The sequence below is a fragment of the Microvirga antarctica genome (assembly GCF_017921815.1).
In the GTDB taxonomy this organism is placed as follows: domain Bacteria; phylum Pseudomonadota; class Alphaproteobacteria; order Rhizobiales; family Beijerinckiaceae; genus Microvirga; species Microvirga antarctica.
Genome location: NZ_JAGEMM010000002.1, coordinates 408,585 through 423,748, shown reverse-complemented (window position 1 = coordinate 423,748; position 15,164 = coordinate 408,585). Strand labels below are relative to the sequence as shown.

General features: G+C 61.9%; 19 protein-coding genes. 7 read left to right on the top strand and 12 right to left on the bottom strand.

What is annotated here, in order from left to right:
* Positions 1 to 40: 40 nt before the first annotated feature.
* From gatA to J4G32_RS09360, 3 genes are all read right to left on the bottom strand, one after another.
* Positions 41 to 1,561, bottom strand: a complete 1,521-nt coding sequence (gene gatA / locus J4G32_RS09370) for an Asp-tRNA(Asn)/Glu-tRNA(Gln) amidotransferase subunit GatA (protein ID WP_210487045.1) — start codon at positions 1,559 to 1,561, stop codon at positions 41 to 43.
* 114 nt (positions 1,562 to 1,675) lie between these two features.
* Positions 1,676 to 1,963 carry an Asp-tRNA(Asn)/Glu-tRNA(Gln) amidotransferase subunit GatC gene (gene gatC / locus J4G32_RS09365; RefSeq protein ID WP_210486962.1) on the bottom strand — a complete coding sequence of 96 codons (288 nt, stop codon included), beginning with the start codon at positions 1,961 to 1,963 and terminating at the stop codon, positions 1,676 to 1,678.
* 61 nt (positions 1,964 to 2,024) lie between these two features.
* The gene (locus J4G32_RS09360; RefSeq protein ID WP_210486943.1) at positions 2,025 to 2,723 is read right to left on the bottom strand and encodes a metal-dependent hydrolase; all 699 of its coding nucleotides are present in this window, start codon (positions 2,721 to 2,723) and stop codon (positions 2,025 to 2,027) included.
* Between the two features lie 95 nt (positions 2,724 to 2,818).
* Here J4G32_RS09360 and ruvX point away from each other — a divergent pair, with 95 nt between their 5' ends.
* Positions 2,819 to 3,373 (top strand): Holliday junction resolvase RuvX, encoded by a 555-nt coding sequence (gene ruvX / locus J4G32_RS09355; RefSeq protein ID WP_343232622.1) that lies wholly within the window; start codon positions 2,819 to 2,821, stop codon positions 3,371 to 3,373.
* Positions 3,374 to 3,383: 10 nt separating this feature from the next.
* Here the strand turns inward: ruvX and J4G32_RS09350 are convergent, their stop codons facing one another.
* A complete protein-coding gene (locus J4G32_RS09350; protein ID WP_210486923.1) occupies positions 3,384 to 3,770 on the bottom strand; it encodes a hypothetical protein in 387 nt (128 codons plus the stop codon).
* A 69-nt stretch (positions 3,771 to 3,839) separates the two neighbouring features.
* Entirely contained in the window at positions 3,840 to 5,180 is a 1,341-nt protein-coding gene (locus tag J4G32_RS09345) for a cation:proton antiporter (protein ID WP_210486900.1), read from the bottom strand.
* 167 nt (positions 5,181 to 5,347) lie between these two features.
* Between J4G32_RS09345 and J4G32_RS09340 the strand changes: the two genes are divergently transcribed.
* Positions 5,348 to 5,911, top strand: a complete 564-nt coding sequence (locus tag J4G32_RS09340; RefSeq protein WP_210486837.1) for a hypothetical protein — start codon at positions 5,348 to 5,350, stop codon at positions 5,909 to 5,911.
* 193 nt (positions 5,912 to 6,104) lie between these two features.
* Here the strand turns inward: J4G32_RS09340 and J4G32_RS09335 are convergent, their stop codons facing one another.
* Together J4G32_RS09335 and J4G32_RS09330 are read right to left on the bottom strand one after the other, a co-directional pair.
* Positions 6,105 to 7,247: a tyrosine-type recombinase/integrase gene (locus tag J4G32_RS09335; protein WP_210486809.1), complete on the bottom strand. Its 1,143-nt coding sequence runs from the start codon at positions 7,245 to 7,247 to the stop codon at positions 6,105 to 6,107.
* A gap of 4 nt (positions 7,248 to 7,251) precedes the next feature.
* On the bottom strand, positions 7,252 to 7,758 hold the full coding sequence (locus J4G32_RS09330; RefSeq protein WP_210486764.1) for a hypothetical protein: 507 nt from the start codon (positions 7,756 to 7,758) through the stop codon (positions 7,252 to 7,254).
* A gap of 409 nt (positions 7,759 to 8,167) precedes the next feature.
* Between J4G32_RS09330 and J4G32_RS21755 the strand changes: the two genes are divergently transcribed.
* A complete protein-coding gene (locus J4G32_RS21755) occupies positions 8,168 to 8,419 on the top strand; it encodes a DUF6074 family protein (RefSeq protein WP_246504933.1) in 252 nt (83 codons plus the stop codon).
* The gene (locus J4G32_RS09325; protein WP_210486742.1) at positions 8,416 to 8,829 is read left to right on the top strand and encodes a helix-turn-helix domain-containing protein; all 414 of its coding nucleotides are present in this window, start codon (positions 8,416 to 8,418) and stop codon (positions 8,827 to 8,829) included. Before J4G32_RS21755 ends, J4G32_RS09325 begins: the two co-directional genes overlap by 4 nt.
* A gap of 52 nt (positions 8,830 to 8,881) precedes the next feature.
* Here J4G32_RS09325 and J4G32_RS09320 read toward each other — a convergent pair whose 3' ends face one another.
* A complete protein-coding gene (locus J4G32_RS09320) occupies positions 8,882 to 9,115 on the bottom strand; it encodes a hypothetical protein (protein WP_210486711.1) in 234 nt (77 codons plus the stop codon).
* A gap of 285 nt (positions 9,116 to 9,400) precedes the next feature.
* Between J4G32_RS09320 and J4G32_RS09315 the strand changes: the two genes are divergently transcribed.
* Both J4G32_RS09315 and J4G32_RS09310 read left to right on the top strand, forming a co-directional pair.
* On the top strand, positions 9,401 to 9,892 hold the full coding sequence (locus J4G32_RS09315; protein ID WP_210486686.1) for a hypothetical protein: 492 nt from the start codon (positions 9,401 to 9,403) through the stop codon (positions 9,890 to 9,892).
* A gap of 10 nt (positions 9,893 to 9,902) precedes the next feature.
* Positions 9,903 to 11,768 (top strand): prohead protease/major capsid protein fusion protein, encoded by a 1,866-nt coding sequence (locus tag J4G32_RS09310; RefSeq protein ID WP_210486669.1) that lies wholly within the window; start codon positions 9,903 to 9,905, stop codon positions 11,766 to 11,768.
* A gap of 356 nt (positions 11,769 to 12,124) precedes the next feature.
* Here the strand turns inward: J4G32_RS09310 and J4G32_RS09305 are convergent, their stop codons facing one another.
* Complete coding sequence (locus J4G32_RS09305; RefSeq protein WP_210486653.1) at positions 12,125 to 12,298, bottom strand: hypothetical protein; 174 nt, start codon at positions 12,296 to 12,298, stop codon at positions 12,125 to 12,127.
* 526 nt (positions 12,299 to 12,824) lie between these two features.
* On the opposite strand from J4G32_RS09305, the gene J4G32_RS09300 reads away from it, so the two are divergent.
* Positions 12,825 to 13,235 carry a hypothetical protein gene (locus J4G32_RS09300; protein ID WP_210486649.1) on the top strand — a complete coding sequence of 137 codons (411 nt, stop codon included), beginning with the start codon at positions 12,825 to 12,827 and terminating at the stop codon, positions 13,233 to 13,235.
* A gap of 200 nt (positions 13,236 to 13,435) precedes the next feature.
* On the opposite strand, the gene J4G32_RS09295 is transcribed toward J4G32_RS09300, so the two are convergent.
* The 3 genes from J4G32_RS09295 to J4G32_RS09285 all read right to left on the bottom strand — a co-directional run bounded on the left by J4G32_RS09295 (position 13,436) and on the right by J4G32_RS09285 (position 15,147).
* Positions 13,436 to 14,203 (bottom strand): hypothetical protein, encoded by a 768-nt coding sequence (locus J4G32_RS09295; protein WP_210486630.1) that lies wholly within the window; start codon positions 14,201 to 14,203, stop codon positions 13,436 to 13,438.
* On the bottom strand, positions 14,200 to 14,784 hold the full coding sequence (locus tag J4G32_RS09290) for a hypothetical protein (RefSeq protein ID WP_210486616.1): 585 nt from the start codon (positions 14,782 to 14,784) through the stop codon (positions 14,200 to 14,202). Before J4G32_RS09290 ends, J4G32_RS09295 begins: the two co-directional genes overlap by 4 nt.
* Positions 14,785 to 14,901: 117 nt before the next feature.
* Complete coding sequence (locus J4G32_RS09285; RefSeq protein WP_210486592.1) at positions 14,902 to 15,147, bottom strand: helix-turn-helix domain-containing protein; 246 nt, start codon at positions 15,145 to 15,147, stop codon at positions 14,902 to 14,904.
* Positions 15,148 to 15,164 lie beyond the last annotated feature (17 nt).

The following is a 15,164-nucleotide window of genomic DNA, read 5'->3' as shown; positions in this document are numbered from 1 at the left end:
GCCGCGAGCAGCCAGACGGCGGCGGGAATGACCGGTGGGGTCATGCCTTCGCCCACCAGGCGGAGGGCAGCGCGATCCGTCCGGCGGCGTTTTCGATCACCTGTCCGGCAGCAAACAGCGTTTCCTCATCAAAGGCCCGCCCGATCAGCTGCAACCCCAAGGGGAGCCCCTGCGGATCAAGCCCTGCCGGAACCGCAATTCCCGGCAAACCCGCCATGTTCACCGTGACGGTGAAAATGTCGTTGAGATACATCTCGACCGGGTCGGCCGCGCCCTTTTCGCCGATGCCGAAAGCGGCTGTCGGAGTGGCGGGCGTAAGAATGGCGTGGACGCCCTTCGCGTAGACGTCCTCGAAATCGCGCTTGATCAGGGTGCGGATCTTCTGGGCCCGGACGTAGTAAGCATCGTAATAGCCCGCCGACAGCACATACGTGCCAATCATGATCCGGCGCTTGACCTCGCGACCAAAGCCTTCGGCCCGCGTGTTCTCGTACATCTCGGCGATATCGCGCCCCGGAACCCGCAATCCATAGCGCACGCCGTCGTAACGGGCGAGGTTAGACGACGCTTCGGCGGGTGCCACGATGTAATACGCCGGCAGCGCATATTTCGTATGGGGCAGAGAGACTTCGACGATCTCGGCGCCGGCGTCCCGCAGCCATTCCGCACCCTTGCTCCAGAGCGCCTCGATTTCGGGGGACATGCCCTCGACCCGATATTCCTTCGGAATGCCGATCTTGAGGCCCTTGACGCCACGGGACACGGCAGCCTCGAAATCGGGGACCGCAAGATCCGCGCTGGTGGTGTCCTTCAGGTCGAGGCCTGCCATCGACCGCAGCATGATGGCGGAATCCCGCACCGTGCGGGTGATCGGTCCGGCCTGGTCGAGCGAGGAGGCAAAGGCCACCGTTCCCCAGCGCGAGCAGCGCCCGTAGGTGGGCTTGATGCCGACGGTGCCCGTAAAGGCCGCCGGCTGGCGGATCGAACCGCCCGTATCGGTGGCCGTCGCTCCCAGGCACAGATGAGCCGCAACGGCCGATGCCGAGCCACCGGAGGAGCCGCCCGGGACGAGATGCGTCCCCTCGATTCCCCCAGCCCCGGCAGCGCCGACATTCGAGCCCGTCCGCCGCCACGGCGACACGACCGGCCCGAAGGCGCTGGTCTCGTTCGACGAGCCCATGGCGAACTCGTCCATGTTGAGCTTGCCCAGCATGACCGCGCCGTCGTTCCACAGGTTCTTCGTCACCGTGGATTCGTAGGGCGGATTGAACGTCTTGAGGATGTTGGAGCCCGCGGTGGACACGACGCCTTCGGTACAGAACAGGTCCTTGATCCCGAGCGGAATGCCCTCGAGCGGCCCCGCAGTGCCGGCGGCGATCTTCGCGTCCGAGGCCTTGGCCATGGCGAGCGCTTTTTCGGGCGTCTCGAGCACATAGGCGTTCAGCGCCCGCGCCTGCGCGATGGCCGCCACATGGGCGGTGGCGAGTTCGACGGCCGAGAAGGATTTGGCCTTCAGGCCATCCCGGGCTTCGGCGAGCGTCAGATGGGTCAGTTCGGTCACGACGTTCGATCCTCGTCATCCCGGCGACGGCAGCGATCCGGGAGCGTCATGGAGAGTTCACGGGAAGGCCTCGCCCCGGCAACCGGCCGGAGCAGGCGCGGGAGGGCGGCTCTCTTATTCGACCACCTTGGGCACCAGGAAGAAGTTGTCCTCGGCGGCGGGGGCATTGAGCAGGATCTTGTCCACGCAATACCCGTCCGTCACCCCGTCCTGGCGCTTGCGCATGGTCATCGGCGTGACGGATGTCATGGGCTCGATGCCATCCACATCCACTTCGTTGAGCTGCTCGACGAACGACAGGATCGCATTGAGTTCGCCCTGAAGGTGCGGAACCTCTTCGTCCGTCACCGCAATGCGCGCCAGATGCGCGATGCGGCGAACCGTTTTCTCATCGACCGACATGGATCGCCAACCCTTTTGATGTTGCGGGGGCTATAGCACCGGGGCGCCGTGAGCCGCAATGTCAGATGCGCAGGCCCACGGTCTTGTGGGGCACCACCACCTGAACCCCACTGCCCTCGAGGGCCGCGACGAAACGGTCGGCATTGGGCTCAAGCCCGGGGAACGAGCCGTAATGGCACGGGATCGCCGCCTTGACCTGGAAATACCGCCTGACGGCGAGCGCCGCCACATCGGGGCCCATGGTGTAGCGATCTCCGATCGGCACGATCACCACGTCCGGGCGATGGATTTCGGCGATCAGCGCCATGTCGCCAAAAATATCCGTGTCGCCCATGTGATAGACGGTAGGCTCGCCCGGCGCCTTGACGATGACGCCGTTGGCATTCCCGACCGGCCCGGCGGCTCCCATTTCGGTGAGGCTCGCGGAATGGTCGGCCCGTACCAGGGTGACGGTGAAGCCGCCCTGATCGGTGGTGCCGCCGGTGTTCATCGAGTCCAGCGATTCCACTCCTTGCGAACCGAGAAACCCGCAGAGGTCGGCATTGGTGACGATGGTCGCGCCGCTATCCCGCGCGATCGACACCGCATCGCCCACGTGGTCACCATGACCGTGGGTCAGGAGAATGTGCGTCACACCGCTCGACGCCGTCGCGACATCGCTCGAGAATGCCGGATTGCCGGTAAAGAACGGATCGATGAGCACGACCTTGTCGGCGAAATCGAGCCGGAAAGCGGAATGACCGAACCAGGTGATCTTCATGATGTCCTCGCTTGAAATTGCCCCGTTGAGCTAGGGCATTGCAGAGAAATTGGCTATAACCGCGGCGCCGGCCACAGGGGCCCGAGGGAAATTCGGTGAACGACAGCGACAAGGATCTGATCGCCCTCATTGATGGCCTGGCTCCCCGCGCCCGCCTCGTTGGCATGGATCTGGGCACGAAGACCATCGGGCTTGCCCTGTCGGATGTGGAGCGCCGGATTGCAACGCCGCTGGAAACCCTCAAGCGGGTGAAGTTCACCGCCGACGCCGAGCGCATCAAGGGGCTCCTGTCCCGCTATGATGTGGGCGGCCTCGTCATCGGCCTGCCGCTCAACATGGACGGCACCGAGGGGCCGCGCTCGCAGGCGACGCGCGCTTTCGTGCGCAATCTGAAAGGATTGGTGGGGCTGCCGATCCTGTTCTGGGACGAGCGGCTGTCGACCGTTGCCGTCACCCGCACGCTTCTCGATGCGGATGCGTCCCGCGCCAAGCGGGCGGAGTCGGTCGACAAGATGGCGGCTGCCTACATTCTCCAGGGTGCGCTCGATCGCTATGAGCGCATTCTCCGGGACCGCGACGACGCGGCCGAAGAAGAAGCCTTGAGGGCCGAACGGGAAACGCCGCCCGAAGGCGGCGCTCTCGACGACTGAAAAAACTCGCTCAGAACCCGTTTGCCCGGTTCCAGGCGCGAACCTGGTCCTTGGTGTAATAGGATGGCGGACGCCGCGGATAATTATTGCCGTACCGGGGCGGCGGATTGCCGTAGCGTGGCGGAGGATTGCCGTAGCGGGGCGGCGGCGGGTAGTAGGCCGGCGGCGGCGGCGGCGGATAATAGGCCGGCGGCGGGTAATCCGGATAGTAGCGACGCGGCGGCGGACCGTAATAGACCGGCGGCGGCGGATCGTCATCGAAGAAGAACTGCACTGTCTGTGCGGAAGGGGCAATCTCCACCGGCCATGCCGGCAGGGGCGCCGCCGTCGCGCCAACGGCACCGAGGGCGAGGACCGCCGCAACCGTACCGAGAACCAAACGCCTTGACCTCATCATTCCAACTCTCCTGCCCGCCGAATCCGGAAGGCTTTTCATGGGCGATCCTGACCCGATGAACTTGAACAATCAATGAACCCGGTTGTCCGCGCGCGGCTGCCCTTGCGGAGGGCTGTCGCCGGTGCGAACGCCTGCAAGGTCTGAACCCATAGCGAGGGCTTCCCGTTCCGTCGTCCCCTCGGCCATTCGGCGGTCGAGGAACCGCATGACGGGCGTCACGGTCGCGCCGTGGATCAGGATCGAGATGAGGATCACGAGACCAAGGGTACTCCACAGCAGGTCCGGCTCGGCAAACACGCCTCGCGTCAGGGCATACGCCAAGTAGTAGATCGACCCGATCCCGCGAATGCCGAAAAAGCTGATCACCGCGCGCTCGGAGGCGGGACAGCCCACACGGGAAAGGCTGACCCAGGCGGCGATGGGGCGGACCAGGAACACAACGATCACTGCGAATGCGACCGCCTGCCAGGTCAGCCCGCGCAACAACTCGCCGCTCGTCACCATGCCGCCAAGCATCACGAGGACCACCATCATGAGGAGCCGTTCGAGCTGTTCGGCAAAATCGTGGAGCTTCTCGTGATAATGGTGATTGCGTTCCGTGGCGCGCATGGCGAGCGCCGAGACGAACACCGCCACGAATCCGTAGCCGTGGACCATTTCGGTGACCGCGTAGACCAGGCAGGTCACGCCGAGGGCGACGAACCCATCGCCCGTTCGCGACAACCGCGCGCGGTTTGGCATGTGGAACAGAAGCCAGCCAAGCGCCGCGCCGGCCGCAAGGCCGATTGCGACACCGCAGGCGAGACGCCACACCACGTCGACCGCGGCCCATTGCCAGAACCACGCCGCTCCGCTCTCGCCCGCTTTCGACAGCGCGATGGCCGCCATCACGAACGGAAAGGCGAGGCTGTCGTTGAGACCCGCTTCCGACGTCAGCGCGAAGCGGGTCTCATCCTCTTCGCCGGTCTGGGGCGGCCCCACCTGCACGTCGCTTGCCAGAACCGGATCGGTGGGGGCAAGCGATGCGGCGAGAAGCAAGGCCGTGGCCACACCGAGCCCGAGAAGCCAATGCCCGAGGATCACGATGGCGGCGATGGTCAGCGGCATCGCGAAAGCCAGCAAGCGCCATGTCACCCGCCACGACCGAAATCCGGCAGGCCGGTCGATCTTCAGGCCGGCGCCCATCAGCGAGATGATGACCACCAATTCGCTCACGTGTTCGACAATTGTCGCGTGCTCGCCAGGATGCGGCATCGCTCCACGCAAGGCGGGCAGCCAGAACAGCGCCATGCCGATGGCGACGCAGACGATCGGCAGGGACAGGGGCGCCTCGCGCAGCAGCATCGGCAGCCATGCGGTCAGCAGAACGAGGGCGCCGAAGGCCGCCAGAACGAGAATGTAGGAGGTCATCGCTGCGAACGCGCGTTATCCCGTTTCGTTCCGATCTCTTGGCCACGCCCGAGGTTGCGCCCCTGGATGCATCGGCGCTGCGCTAGACGATTCGCCATTTATGCAATGTTATGACGTCTTTAACTCTCCGGCTGCTATCGGGAGATCCTGATGTCGGAGACCGGTTCATGTTTCGTCTTGCTCTTGCAATTGTTGCCCTGACCCTCGGCACAAGCCTCGTCGGGGCCCCGCCTGCAAACGCCCAGGGCCTGGTCCCTTGCGCGCCGGAGAATGGGTTCTGCCGGGTGCCCTACCCGACCCGCGTGATCTACGGGGTGCCCGGTCGCGATGCGGCCCGCGACGTGGGCGAGCGCGGCATTCCCTGCAACAATCAGGTCTTCGGCGACCCTGCTCCGGGAATTCCCAAGCGGTGCGCTTACATCGCCCGCGGTTACGGTGGTTTCGAGGACGCCCCCCGACCCCACCATCGCCCCGACGGCCCGCGCCACGGGAGACCGACCGGCGATGACGAATGGTCCGACGCAGAAAGGCCACGCCCGGATGAACGTTGGGGCTGGCGCACCTGCGCACGCGAGAATGATTTCTGCGAGTTCCGCGGACGCATGCGCGTCCGCTACGGCGCCGCCGGCCGCTTCGCCGAGGGCGTTTTCCGGGACGGGGTCCCCTGCGACAACGCCACCTTCGGCGACTCCGCCCCCGGCATCCGCAAGTTCTGCCAGGTCAGAGACTGACCACGGCACCCCGCCAACGGAGGAACGGGTCGACGGTCCAGCCAGAAAAAAGCCCGCTAAGTCACTGACCGAGCGGGCGAAATCGATTGGCTGGGGGACAAGGACTCGAACCTTGACTAGCGGAGTCAGAGAACTCTCGGAAGCGTTACGCCATAAGGCTTTGACCTGACCGTGTTGCATCCGTGTTGCAACATTAGCTGAAAAGCCTTTCCTCGATCGCGCGCATTGCGCGCTGGTCCGCTTCATCGTCGCTGAACAAATGGCCGTAGACGTCGAACGTCACCTGGATCGACGAATGGCCCATGACAGTCTGCACCCTTTTCGCGTTCATGCCGCTCTCGATGAACATCGAGGCGGCCGCATGCCGGAGAGAATGAAAGTTGTACTTGGCCTTCGCAATCTTGATCGGTTTCCCCTCTTTGTCGGTGCCGTCCTCATAGGTGGCGACACCGGCCTCGATCTGGATCGGCGCCCAGCCACGATTCACGATATTGGGATGATGCTCGACCTGTCCCGCCCCACTCGGAAAGACGAGATCGAGGTCGCCTTTTGGACAGGCGAGCTTCCATTCCCTGAGCGTGTTGACGACCATCGGAGCCAGGGGGACGTCGCGGGTCCCGGCCTCGCTCTTCGGGGCTCCGATCCTCTTCCAGGCATCCGCTCGCTGCGAGACGGTCAGGACTGCCCGTTTAAGGTCGACATCGGCCCAGCGTAGCCCGCGAAGCTCCGACGCCCTCAGTCCCGTGAAAACGGCCGTGACGATGAGCGGCCGCCACCTTCCCGCCGCCGCGCCAAGGATCGCCCTCAGCTCTTCCTTGGTCGGAATCTCCGGTCGAGCCTTGCCCCGTTTCGAGACGCGCATGGTCACGTCCGCCACCGGATTGATACCGGCCAATCCCCTGCCCTTGGCGAATCGGAAGATGCGCCCAAGGGATTGCACCGCGCGGCGGGTCGTTTCGGCAGAACGGCCCTTCGCCTTCAGGTCATCGATGAACGCATAGACCCGGGGCGTTGTGACCGTCGTCAGTTTCAGGCCGCCGACAAGAGGCCGAATGTGTTCGTTCACATGCTGCCGGTAGTGCAGGACGGTTGAATGTTCGAGCCCGCTCTCTTCGACGTGCTTCAGCCAGAGATCGGCCGCCTGGCCCACCGTCACACTTTGCGACTCGGCAACGTGGACGCCCGCTGACACCTGGCCGCGTGCGAGCACCAGGAACGCGTCGGCGTCCGCCTTCCGTATGAACTGCTTCGAGCGACGCTTTCCCGCTCCGTCGACGTAATCAGCCAACCACACGGCCTTGCCGCTTGGGAGCGTTCGTTTTCGGATAGAAGCCATTGCCTCATTCCTTCGTTGCGGGGGCAGTCAATTGTGCGTTCAATTGTCGGAGCGTGTCGCCGATGTTGATCATGAGCGCTCTGCGTTTCTCGCCTGTTAGCGAAAACGAAACGTGGCCCAATCCCACTTGCCAACCTGCGGTTCGGAGTCCTGCCAGGCTTTCGTCCGCAGGCTCCCACGATGCCGACATCATGCCAACCGTCAGTATCAAGATCCTATCAGCGGAGCGCTTGGACGATTGGGCGGCCTCTCTCATTGCATCAAGAAATATCTTGTCCCAGCACTGTTGAATCATCTTAACGATTGTGACGGGATCAACCCCGCATTGTGCGAGTTCTAGGGCGAGGGCAAGTTGCCAAACTTGTCCTTCTGAATACTTGATCCGTTTTCCCTTACCAGGCTTATCTCCCAGGGGGAGACCTAAGCGCTGGAGGTGTTTCAGGCGCCCGCGAAAAGCGCCGCGCTGAACTTCGGGCCCGGCTCCATGCATGTGGGCAAGGGCAGTTTCCAACTCTGCGTATCCATACATTCCGAGTCTTTCTTAAACGCGGCCGCCTATAGCTATACGATTCCATATCTAGTGCAAGTTTACACTTGACCTCAAAATTTTTCATAATTAACACGTTATAGCGTAAGTTTACACTTAATCTTTGGAGGATCGCGTGCTGATATCTGAGCGTGACACGATCAAGGGTGACCTTCTCGAAGGCGCAGACGAAATTGCCCGGTTCATGTTTGATGACCCCGGAAAGCGCCGCAAGATCTACCACCTCGCAGACAAGGCCGAGTTGCCCGTCTTTCGGCTTGGCACCGTTATCTGCGCTCGGAAAAGCACTCTGATGGCATGGATTGAGAGCCGCGAGCGGAGCGCTGTTTCGGGAGGCGAAACAGCCACGCGCGACGCTGCGGGGGCCTGATCTATGACGGCCACGATTTATCCCTTCCCGGCGACGCGCCGGCGAAGTCTCATCAAGAAAACTGCGGGCTACATGGCTTCGACAACCGCCTCTGTCGCGGAGAGCCATCTCAAGAATCAGCTTTCCCGCCTCGAGTCGCGCTTGCGAAAAGCGGGCGTTTCAGAGACGGCGATCCTCGGAGAACGCCGGGCGTATGAGGCTGCCATCCGTTCGGAGCTTTGGCGGCAAGTGCTCACGCCCGGGGGCGCCGCATGAGTCATGCTTTCCGTCGAGCGGCCACCGAACGTATCCACCGCATCGGGAATGAAGTCGAACCCTCAAGCGGATCGGCGCTGTCGAGTGCCCCGCCCGTCCCATCTTCTCAGCGTCTGGCGAGTTCGTTCGTTGTCGCGAAGCTGCGGTGGATTGACCAGATTCGCCTCGATGGGCGGCTCACGCCCACGTCAGTCATGGTCGGCCTTGCGATTGCGCAGCACGTCAACAGCAAGAGCCTGCTCGCGTGGCCACAACAGGCAACACTGTCAGCGGAGGTTCGACTGAGCGAGCGCACCATCCGTGAAGAGATTGGCAAGCTGGTCGAGTTTGGCCACCTGGCCCGTGGCAAAAAGGGCAAAGGCAACCTGAATTGTTACGGTTGGATCTTGTGGCAGCCGGTCCGCGGCTGAGGCAATCCAAACCGGCAACCAGCTTCCGGTTCACGTTGCGTTAAACCGGCAATCAACTACCGGTTCGCACTATGTCCAAACCGGAAGCCCACTGCCGGTTAAACCGGAAGCCCATTGCCGGTTTAAACCGGAAGCCCAGTTCCTCCAGAACACTTTGATAGAACACATTGAAGAACACGGGCCAACGAGAGCGGCGGGCGGGCGTGCCCTCAAGGGCCGCCAGAGCCCGGCCGACGCGTTCCAGCGAGACGCCTGTTTCTTCGATTTGATCATTCGCAATCCCCATCGAGATATGCCCAGCCTCACGCCAGGCCGGATCACCACCAGCCTGCTCGCTCGCAGCCCTGGGGGCCGCTCGCAGGCTGTCACCCTGTCGCCGCCCACCCCCCCGGGTGGCTGGGTCCTTCCCGCGCGCCCCTCCCCAGCGGGGGACCTTCCCCCCGGTTTTTGAACGTATTCGGACACCGCCAAATCCCATTTTGATTTGATTCAGCCTCAGAAAATTCGTCGCTTGACGAAGTTCACGGTGCGTTCTATATATTTCGTCACATAGCGAATTTTGGATTGCGACATGATCGGCACAACTGAACTGCTGGCTCTGGTTGAACGGGAATACGGTTGGTGGGACAGCCTTTGCCGGCGAGCGCGCGAATCAACGTCGGATGCGGCTCTCCTGCCGGTGAAGGATCTAGGCGGTCGAAAGTGGGCCAAGTTCGATCTCGAAGATTCGTTCTGCCTGAAACTCGCGCTCGATATCGAACGTGGCCTTGGAATCAGCTTCCGACAGGCGACGAAGCTCGTTTTCAATGCCGGTGCTCTCGAACTCCTGACCCGTTCGGAGGATGAACCAGATTTTTGGATCGCCTTCGTCCAGGACGCACCAGAAGGTCGTCGCCACCTATCGGGCTCCCTTGCCGATGTCCTGTCCGCATTCTCCAAGCACGCGCCGGCCTCTGGCGATGCGGTCGCCCTCGCATTCGGTTGCGTCAATGCAAGTTTGAGTTTTCGGGAGCTCCGTGAGCGAGCGCGAATCCTCGACTTGACAGACGCCCTTGGAGTCTGAGGCCAAGCCGATGCCGAGCACCGCTCTCGAAAACGTTCGTCACGCTCCCGAAGGCTGGACTCCAGGCCAGATCGAAAGCCGCTACGTCGCGGCGCAAAGTCTGACGCCACGCTCCTACAACGAGAAAGACCGGACAATTGAGGCCGTCTTTGCGACAGGCTATCGGGTGCGGCGCTGGTTCGGCTGGGAAGAGCTGGCGATCCGCGACGACGCCATCAACCTGCAGCGCGTCGGCCTGGGCAAGGTGCGGCTTCTCGACCACCACAACCAGTTTGAGCGGAATGCGGTCCTCGGGGTCGTGACCGATGCGCGGATCGCGAACGGCGCTCTCGTCGGCACCATTCGGTTTTCCGACAGCGATGCGGGCCTCGCGGCCGAGCGTCAGGTGTCGAGCGGAGAGCTGACGGGCATCTCCGTCGGCTATCGCATCAACAAACTGATCCTGTCCGAGACCGGTGAGGATGACGACGTTTACCGGGCCGATGCCTGGGAATTGCTCGAAGTCTCGCTCGTCTCCGTTCCTGCCGATCCGCACGCGGGCGTGCGATCGGCCGACACACTTCCAAGGAAAAGCCAGATGCTTGAAACTGAAACGACGACTGCGGCCGAACGCCAGCGCACGGCGGATATCACGTTCATCGGCCGCAAGGCTGGCCTCGACGACGAGGTGATCCAGTCTGCCATCCGCAACAACACGTCGCTTTCCGACTTCCGGCAGCTCGCCTTCGACAAGCTGGCTGCAGACGCCGACAAGATCCGCATTTCTGCGGTACATACCAGCGTCGAGTTTGGTCGACAGGATTCCGACGAGACGTTGCAAACGGCTATCACGGGAGCGTTGGTCTCACGGATGAGCGGCGCGGCCCCAGAGGGCCCCGCCCGCGAGTATGCGGGCCGTAGCCTTCTCGAACTCGGGTCCGCTCTGCTGCAAGCGCGTGGCGAGCGCGTTTCCTGGCTCGGCCGCGACCAGCTTGCCGAGAGGATCATGGCCCGGGGAATGCACTCGACGAGCGATTTCCCGGCGCTCTTGAATACTGCCGGCAATCGCGTGCTGGCCGATTCGTACAAGGTCGCTCAAAGCCCCTTGAAGGCTCTGGCACGGCGACGCACGAGGGTCGATTTTCGCGATGTGACGGGCATCAACCTGTCCGAGCCCCCGCGCCTTCTCAAAGTCAACGAGTCGGGCGAAATCCGCCACGGCAGCCGGGTCGAGGAAAGCCGGCCCCGGTACAAGATCGACGACTACGGGCGCATCTTCGCATTGACCCGCCGCGCCCTCGTGAATGACGATCTGTCGGCATTCGGTGACGCCCTCAGCGCCTTCGGTAGGGGCGCGGCGGCGACGGAAGCCGACCTGCTTGCGGACCTGTTTCTCACGAACGGCGGCAACGGAACGACCCTCTGGGACAACAAGCCCCTGTTCCATGCCGATCACCGCAACAGGGCTCCCTCGGGTGCTCCGCTTTCGATTGACAGCCTGGGGCAGGCCCGCCAGGCGATGCGCGAGCAAACCGATATCGACGGCAAGTCGCTCATCAACGTGTCGCCGCGGCACTTGGTCGTCGGACCGGCATTGGAAACTGCGGCCGAGCAGATCCTTGCAACGATAGCCGCCACGCAATCGGACCACGTCAATCCGTTCGCCGGTCGGCTGACGCTGCACGTCGAGCCGCGATTTACCGGGAATGCCTGGCGGCTGTTTGCAGATCCTGCCGAGCTGCCGTGCATCGAAGTTGCGTATCTTGAGGGCAACGAGGGTCCGCAACTGTCCATGAAGGAAGGATGGACCACGCTTGGCCAAGAGTTCCGAGCGCTGCTCACCTTCGGTTGCGGTGTCGTCGAGTTCCGGAGCGCTTACCTGAACCCTGGCGCCTGATAATTCTGCGCGGCAACTCGTGGGGGCGCCGCAGCTCGCCCGCTCAAGACCGCGACCCTCCCTGCGCCGCGCAGGGGCCGTGATATCAAGGGTCAAGGGTCGCGATGCTGCTCCCTCCCGCCTTTCAAGGCGGGAGGGAAACCAATTCAGCTTGGTCCACCGTGAGGACCGCCGGACGGGGCCCGGCGCGGATGTACCGCCGGGCCTCGTCTCCCCCAGTTGGAGGTCGCTGAGTCCTTGCCTTTGTGACGGCTGGCTGCCCTCGGTGCCGGAGGTTTGCCATGCCTTGCGACAAGCCCCTTCGCTTTAAGTCTCAGCTGGGGTCCGCTCGATCAACTCGCGGATCAAACGCGGCATTAATCGCGCTTGACGCGATTAATGCCGAGTGACGCCAGCTCTGCCTCATTCGCGATGATGACGCGCCGGATATCGGCTGGCTGAGCCATTCCAAGCGCCGCCGCCGCCAGGTCAGTGTCGAGCACGCGAGTTTTGGGGGTGTCGTATAGCGCGACACCCTCGTCTCTGCTCACCGAGCCGATGTCCGGACGCTCATCAACAAAAACCGGAAAGAATTGGAGAGCTTCGGAGATTTATCGGCCGCGCCGATAATTCACTCTGGAGCGGGCCGCCTTGGGACCGCTTTCCTTGTCAACGAATTGGAGAGTTTCGGGAGTTTGATGGCGAGGCCGACAAACTCCGGAACCAAAGGTGGCCGGCCCGCCATTGCCCACTTTCTCAACGAGATGGCGAGGGCTTCGAGGTTTACCGTCTTCGCCGGCAAACCCCGGTTCGAGCGGCCGTCTTTTCACCCGCGAGGTGAAAACTGGTGGCAGTGCCTACAGTTTCCGGAACCCAAGGGCTGGCAAATGCCCAGGTTTGCCCTCGCCGCGGGCAAACCTCCTGAGGTCTCAAATTCATTCCGGTTTGCCCTATTAATACAGGTCTCGGAGCCGGAGGTTATTTCGCACTACGAAAGAACCTAAGGGAGCGAGCTGACCATCAGTTGCCGTTGGGCCTGGGGCAGAGGATGCGCATGGCTCACGCGCAGCGTGAACCATGCCGGCCATCATCACGATCGACAGCCTATGGCTGATCGAGAACGAGCCTCGGGTGCTCGATACAGATCTGGCGGCGGCGCTTGGGATGGCTCGGCCCACAAATATCCGAGGGCTCATCGAGACGAATAGGCAGGAGCTTGAGAACTTCGGATCATTGCACACCAAGCGTGCAGTGATCCAAGCCGGGAAGGGGGCGAACCGCGAGGTCGCCATGTTCCTCTTGAATGAAGAACAGTCCCTCCCAATTTGCATGCTCTCCCGCGCTGACCGCGCCAAACAGGTCCGCGCCGACATCATAACGGTCTTCGTCGCCTACCGGCGACAGGGATGGCGAACCCGACGCATATCCGGCAAAACGTATCGCTCCGAACCGGCACGAACTTTCATCATTCGGCGGTTTAGCTGTTGAGCAGCGAAACCCCGGCTCAAAGGGTGGGCAGTTTGGCGTCCTCGCCGCGTCCGCCAATGCGGTCGTCCGTGGGCGTGGGCGCACCATCAAGTCGAACATCGGAGAACTTGAGTCCTTCGGGGGCGTTCACACCGCGAACACCCTCGCTTCCAAAAACGCAGCGGTGGCCTTTGCTTGAACGAGGACAAGGCCGGTATTCCCTATGCGGCGATTGCCTTTGGAGCAGCTTCGACGGTCACGAGGCGAGACGTTGCGCTCAAAACCCCAATGTGCGGCGTCTTGTCCCTGTTTGCTAAGACGGAAAACCGGATCAACCGATCTGCGTCATGACTGCGGCTGATATCAAGGAATTTAGTGACCGTCGCGTTGACCGAATTTGCGTTCGCCGAGACCATTTCAAGAATCGCGGGCCTCTCGGGGTGAAGCACGAGGGCATCAACTTTCCACGTTGAGGCTGCTCCATTTACTTCCGCGTCGCGAACAACATTCTTAACGCCAAAAGCCGATTCCAGACGTCCAAACAGGTCCTCAAGTTGAGTCTCGTTTCGACGCTCCGCTAGCCGAAAAGCCGTAAGCTCGACCGCAGTCTTGGACGCATTTGCGACGACCATAGCGGCCGTCACTAGAGCCTGCCGCGGCACGTCAACATCAAAAATCAAATCGCTATCAAAACGAATGTCGTTGATCACGGCCTGCTCGCGAGCGATTCTGGCGAATAAACGGGAGCCTCCGAGAAGCTCGGCCTCTCTAGCCCCATAGCCGGCGTCACTCACAAAAAAGCCGCGGGGATGCTGTCGCAGGCTCAGCACCACACGTGAACCGCCAGGATAAAGCAGCGGCGTCACAATTAGCGGCGCCTCGCCGGCTCCCTTAGTGAACGCAAGGGATCGAGCAATTTCGTCAGCGACCGCATACAGATCCGGTTTTGTGAAGCTCACGGCTCGGGTTGAAATTTCGGTGGAGATCACAGCATGCTCTCCTGGACAGGTGGACGCCTGAGGTCTTCTAAGCCCTGAACATTAAATGCAGTTCCCACGACCTTCATGAAATCTCTAAAGGATTGAGGCTCTTCGTCAATGGGAACGGCTACCTGGAGGTTTCCCTCGGGTGGGAACGCCTGACGGCCGAGAAGGGCGTTCTCGTAAAAAGGGTGGTGGTGCGACCCTGCAATCTCTGGGAGGCAGTTGAAGCGACGCCAGTGCTTATTGGCGTGAGGCGAAGTCGGAGCAACGTCGACCCTACTGATGCAAAGAGATTTTCCCTCATGGGATATTTCCAAGATGGCAGTCATATCCCGCAGAAGGTGATGCTTCCAAACCATAATCCGAACGCCCGCACCTTCAATGGCAGCCCCAGAACCATCGTCAAGCAATACGCGCAGGGTCAGCCGTTCGGCATCCTCAGAGTAAAACGGCTGCCTTCCGGCTCTCTGAGCGTCCTTTTTGCTCTCTCGCGACAGCTTACCCTCGTCCCAGTCAGGCCAACCAAATACAGTTTTTGGCTTCTTGACAAATGCCTGCCAGATATCGAGGGGGTAAGGAAAGGCCATGTGATATGTGGAACCGAATAAACGGAACTAGGCATCTGAGTTGTACTCTTCCTACACTATCGAGGTGTGGTTGTGTCCCTCCGTTGAATTGCACCTGGGAATTAGTTACGTTGATGGTTAATCGGTTCTTGCTGTTTCCAACCTTTTCCGCAGCCGAACCCCTGGCCCCTCCCCGTTCTCCGCAATGAAGATGACGCCGGCGGCTTCGAGAGCCGCCTTAACGGCGTCTACCGTTCGCTCTTTCAGTTCCTCGCCAGCCTCAAGTCGAGTGATCGTGTTGGTTGAAACCTTTGCCAGCTCAGCAAGCTTCCGCACACCGATCCCTAAGCCTGCCCTGGCCATTCTGCACTGCTCGGGGGACATTTCGCTACCTCATCAAT

What these genes read in the sequence shown, in the direction of transcription:
- gatC (WP_210486962.1), bottom strand. Translation starts at nt 1,963, where the DNA reads ATGTCGGTCGATGAGAAAACGGTTCGCCGCATCGCGCATCTGGCGCGC.
- J4G32_RS09360 (WP_210486943.1), bottom strand. Translation starts at nt 2,723, where the DNA reads ATGAAGATCACCTGGTTCGGTCATTCCGCTTTCCGGCTCGATTTCGCC.
- J4G32_RS09350 (WP_210486923.1), bottom strand. Translation starts at nt 3,770, where the DNA reads ATGATGAGGTCAAGGCGTTTGGTTCTCGGTACGGTTGCGGCGGTCCTC.
- J4G32_RS09345 (WP_210486900.1), bottom strand. Translation starts at nt 5,180, where the DNA reads ATGACCTCCTACATTCTCGTTCTGGCGGCCTTCGGCGCCCTCGTTCTG.
- J4G32_RS09340 (WP_210486837.1), top strand. Translation starts at nt 5,348, where the DNA reads ATGTTTCGTCTTGCTCTTGCAATTGTTGCCCTGACCCTCGGCACAAGC.
- J4G32_RS09335 (WP_210486809.1), bottom strand. Translation starts at nt 7,247, where the DNA reads ATGGCTTCTATCCGAAAACGAACGCTCCCAAGCGGCAAGGCCGTGTGG.
- J4G32_RS21755 (WP_246504933.1), top strand. Translation starts at nt 8,168, where the DNA reads ATGACGGCCACGATTTATCCCTTCCCGGCGACGCGCCGGCGAAGTCTC.
- J4G32_RS09325 (WP_210486742.1), top strand. Translation starts at nt 8,416, where the DNA reads ATGAGTCATGCTTTCCGTCGAGCGGCCACCGAACGTATCCACCGCATC.
- J4G32_RS09320 (WP_210486711.1), bottom strand. Translation starts at nt 9,115, where the DNA reads ATGGGGATTGCGAATGATCAAATCGAAGAAACAGGCGTCTCGCTGGAA.
- J4G32_RS09315 (WP_210486686.1), top strand. Translation starts at nt 9,401, where the DNA reads ATGATCGGCACAACTGAACTGCTGGCTCTGGTTGAACGGGAATACGGT.
- J4G32_RS09310 (WP_210486669.1), top strand. Translation starts at nt 9,903, where the DNA reads ATGCCGAGCACCGCTCTCGAAAACGTTCGTCACGCTCCCGAAGGCTGG.
- J4G32_RS09300 (WP_210486649.1), top strand. Translation starts at nt 12,825, where the DNA reads ATGCCGGCCATCATCACGATCGACAGCCTATGGCTGATCGAGAACGAG.
- J4G32_RS09290 (WP_210486616.1), bottom strand. Translation starts at nt 14,784, where the DNA reads ATGGCCTTTCCTTACCCCCTCGATATCTGGCAGGCATTTGTCAAGAAG.
- J4G32_RS09285 (WP_210486592.1), bottom strand. Translation starts at nt 15,147, where the DNA reads ATGTCCCCCGAGCAGTGCAGAATGGCCAGGGCAGGCTTAGGGATCGGT.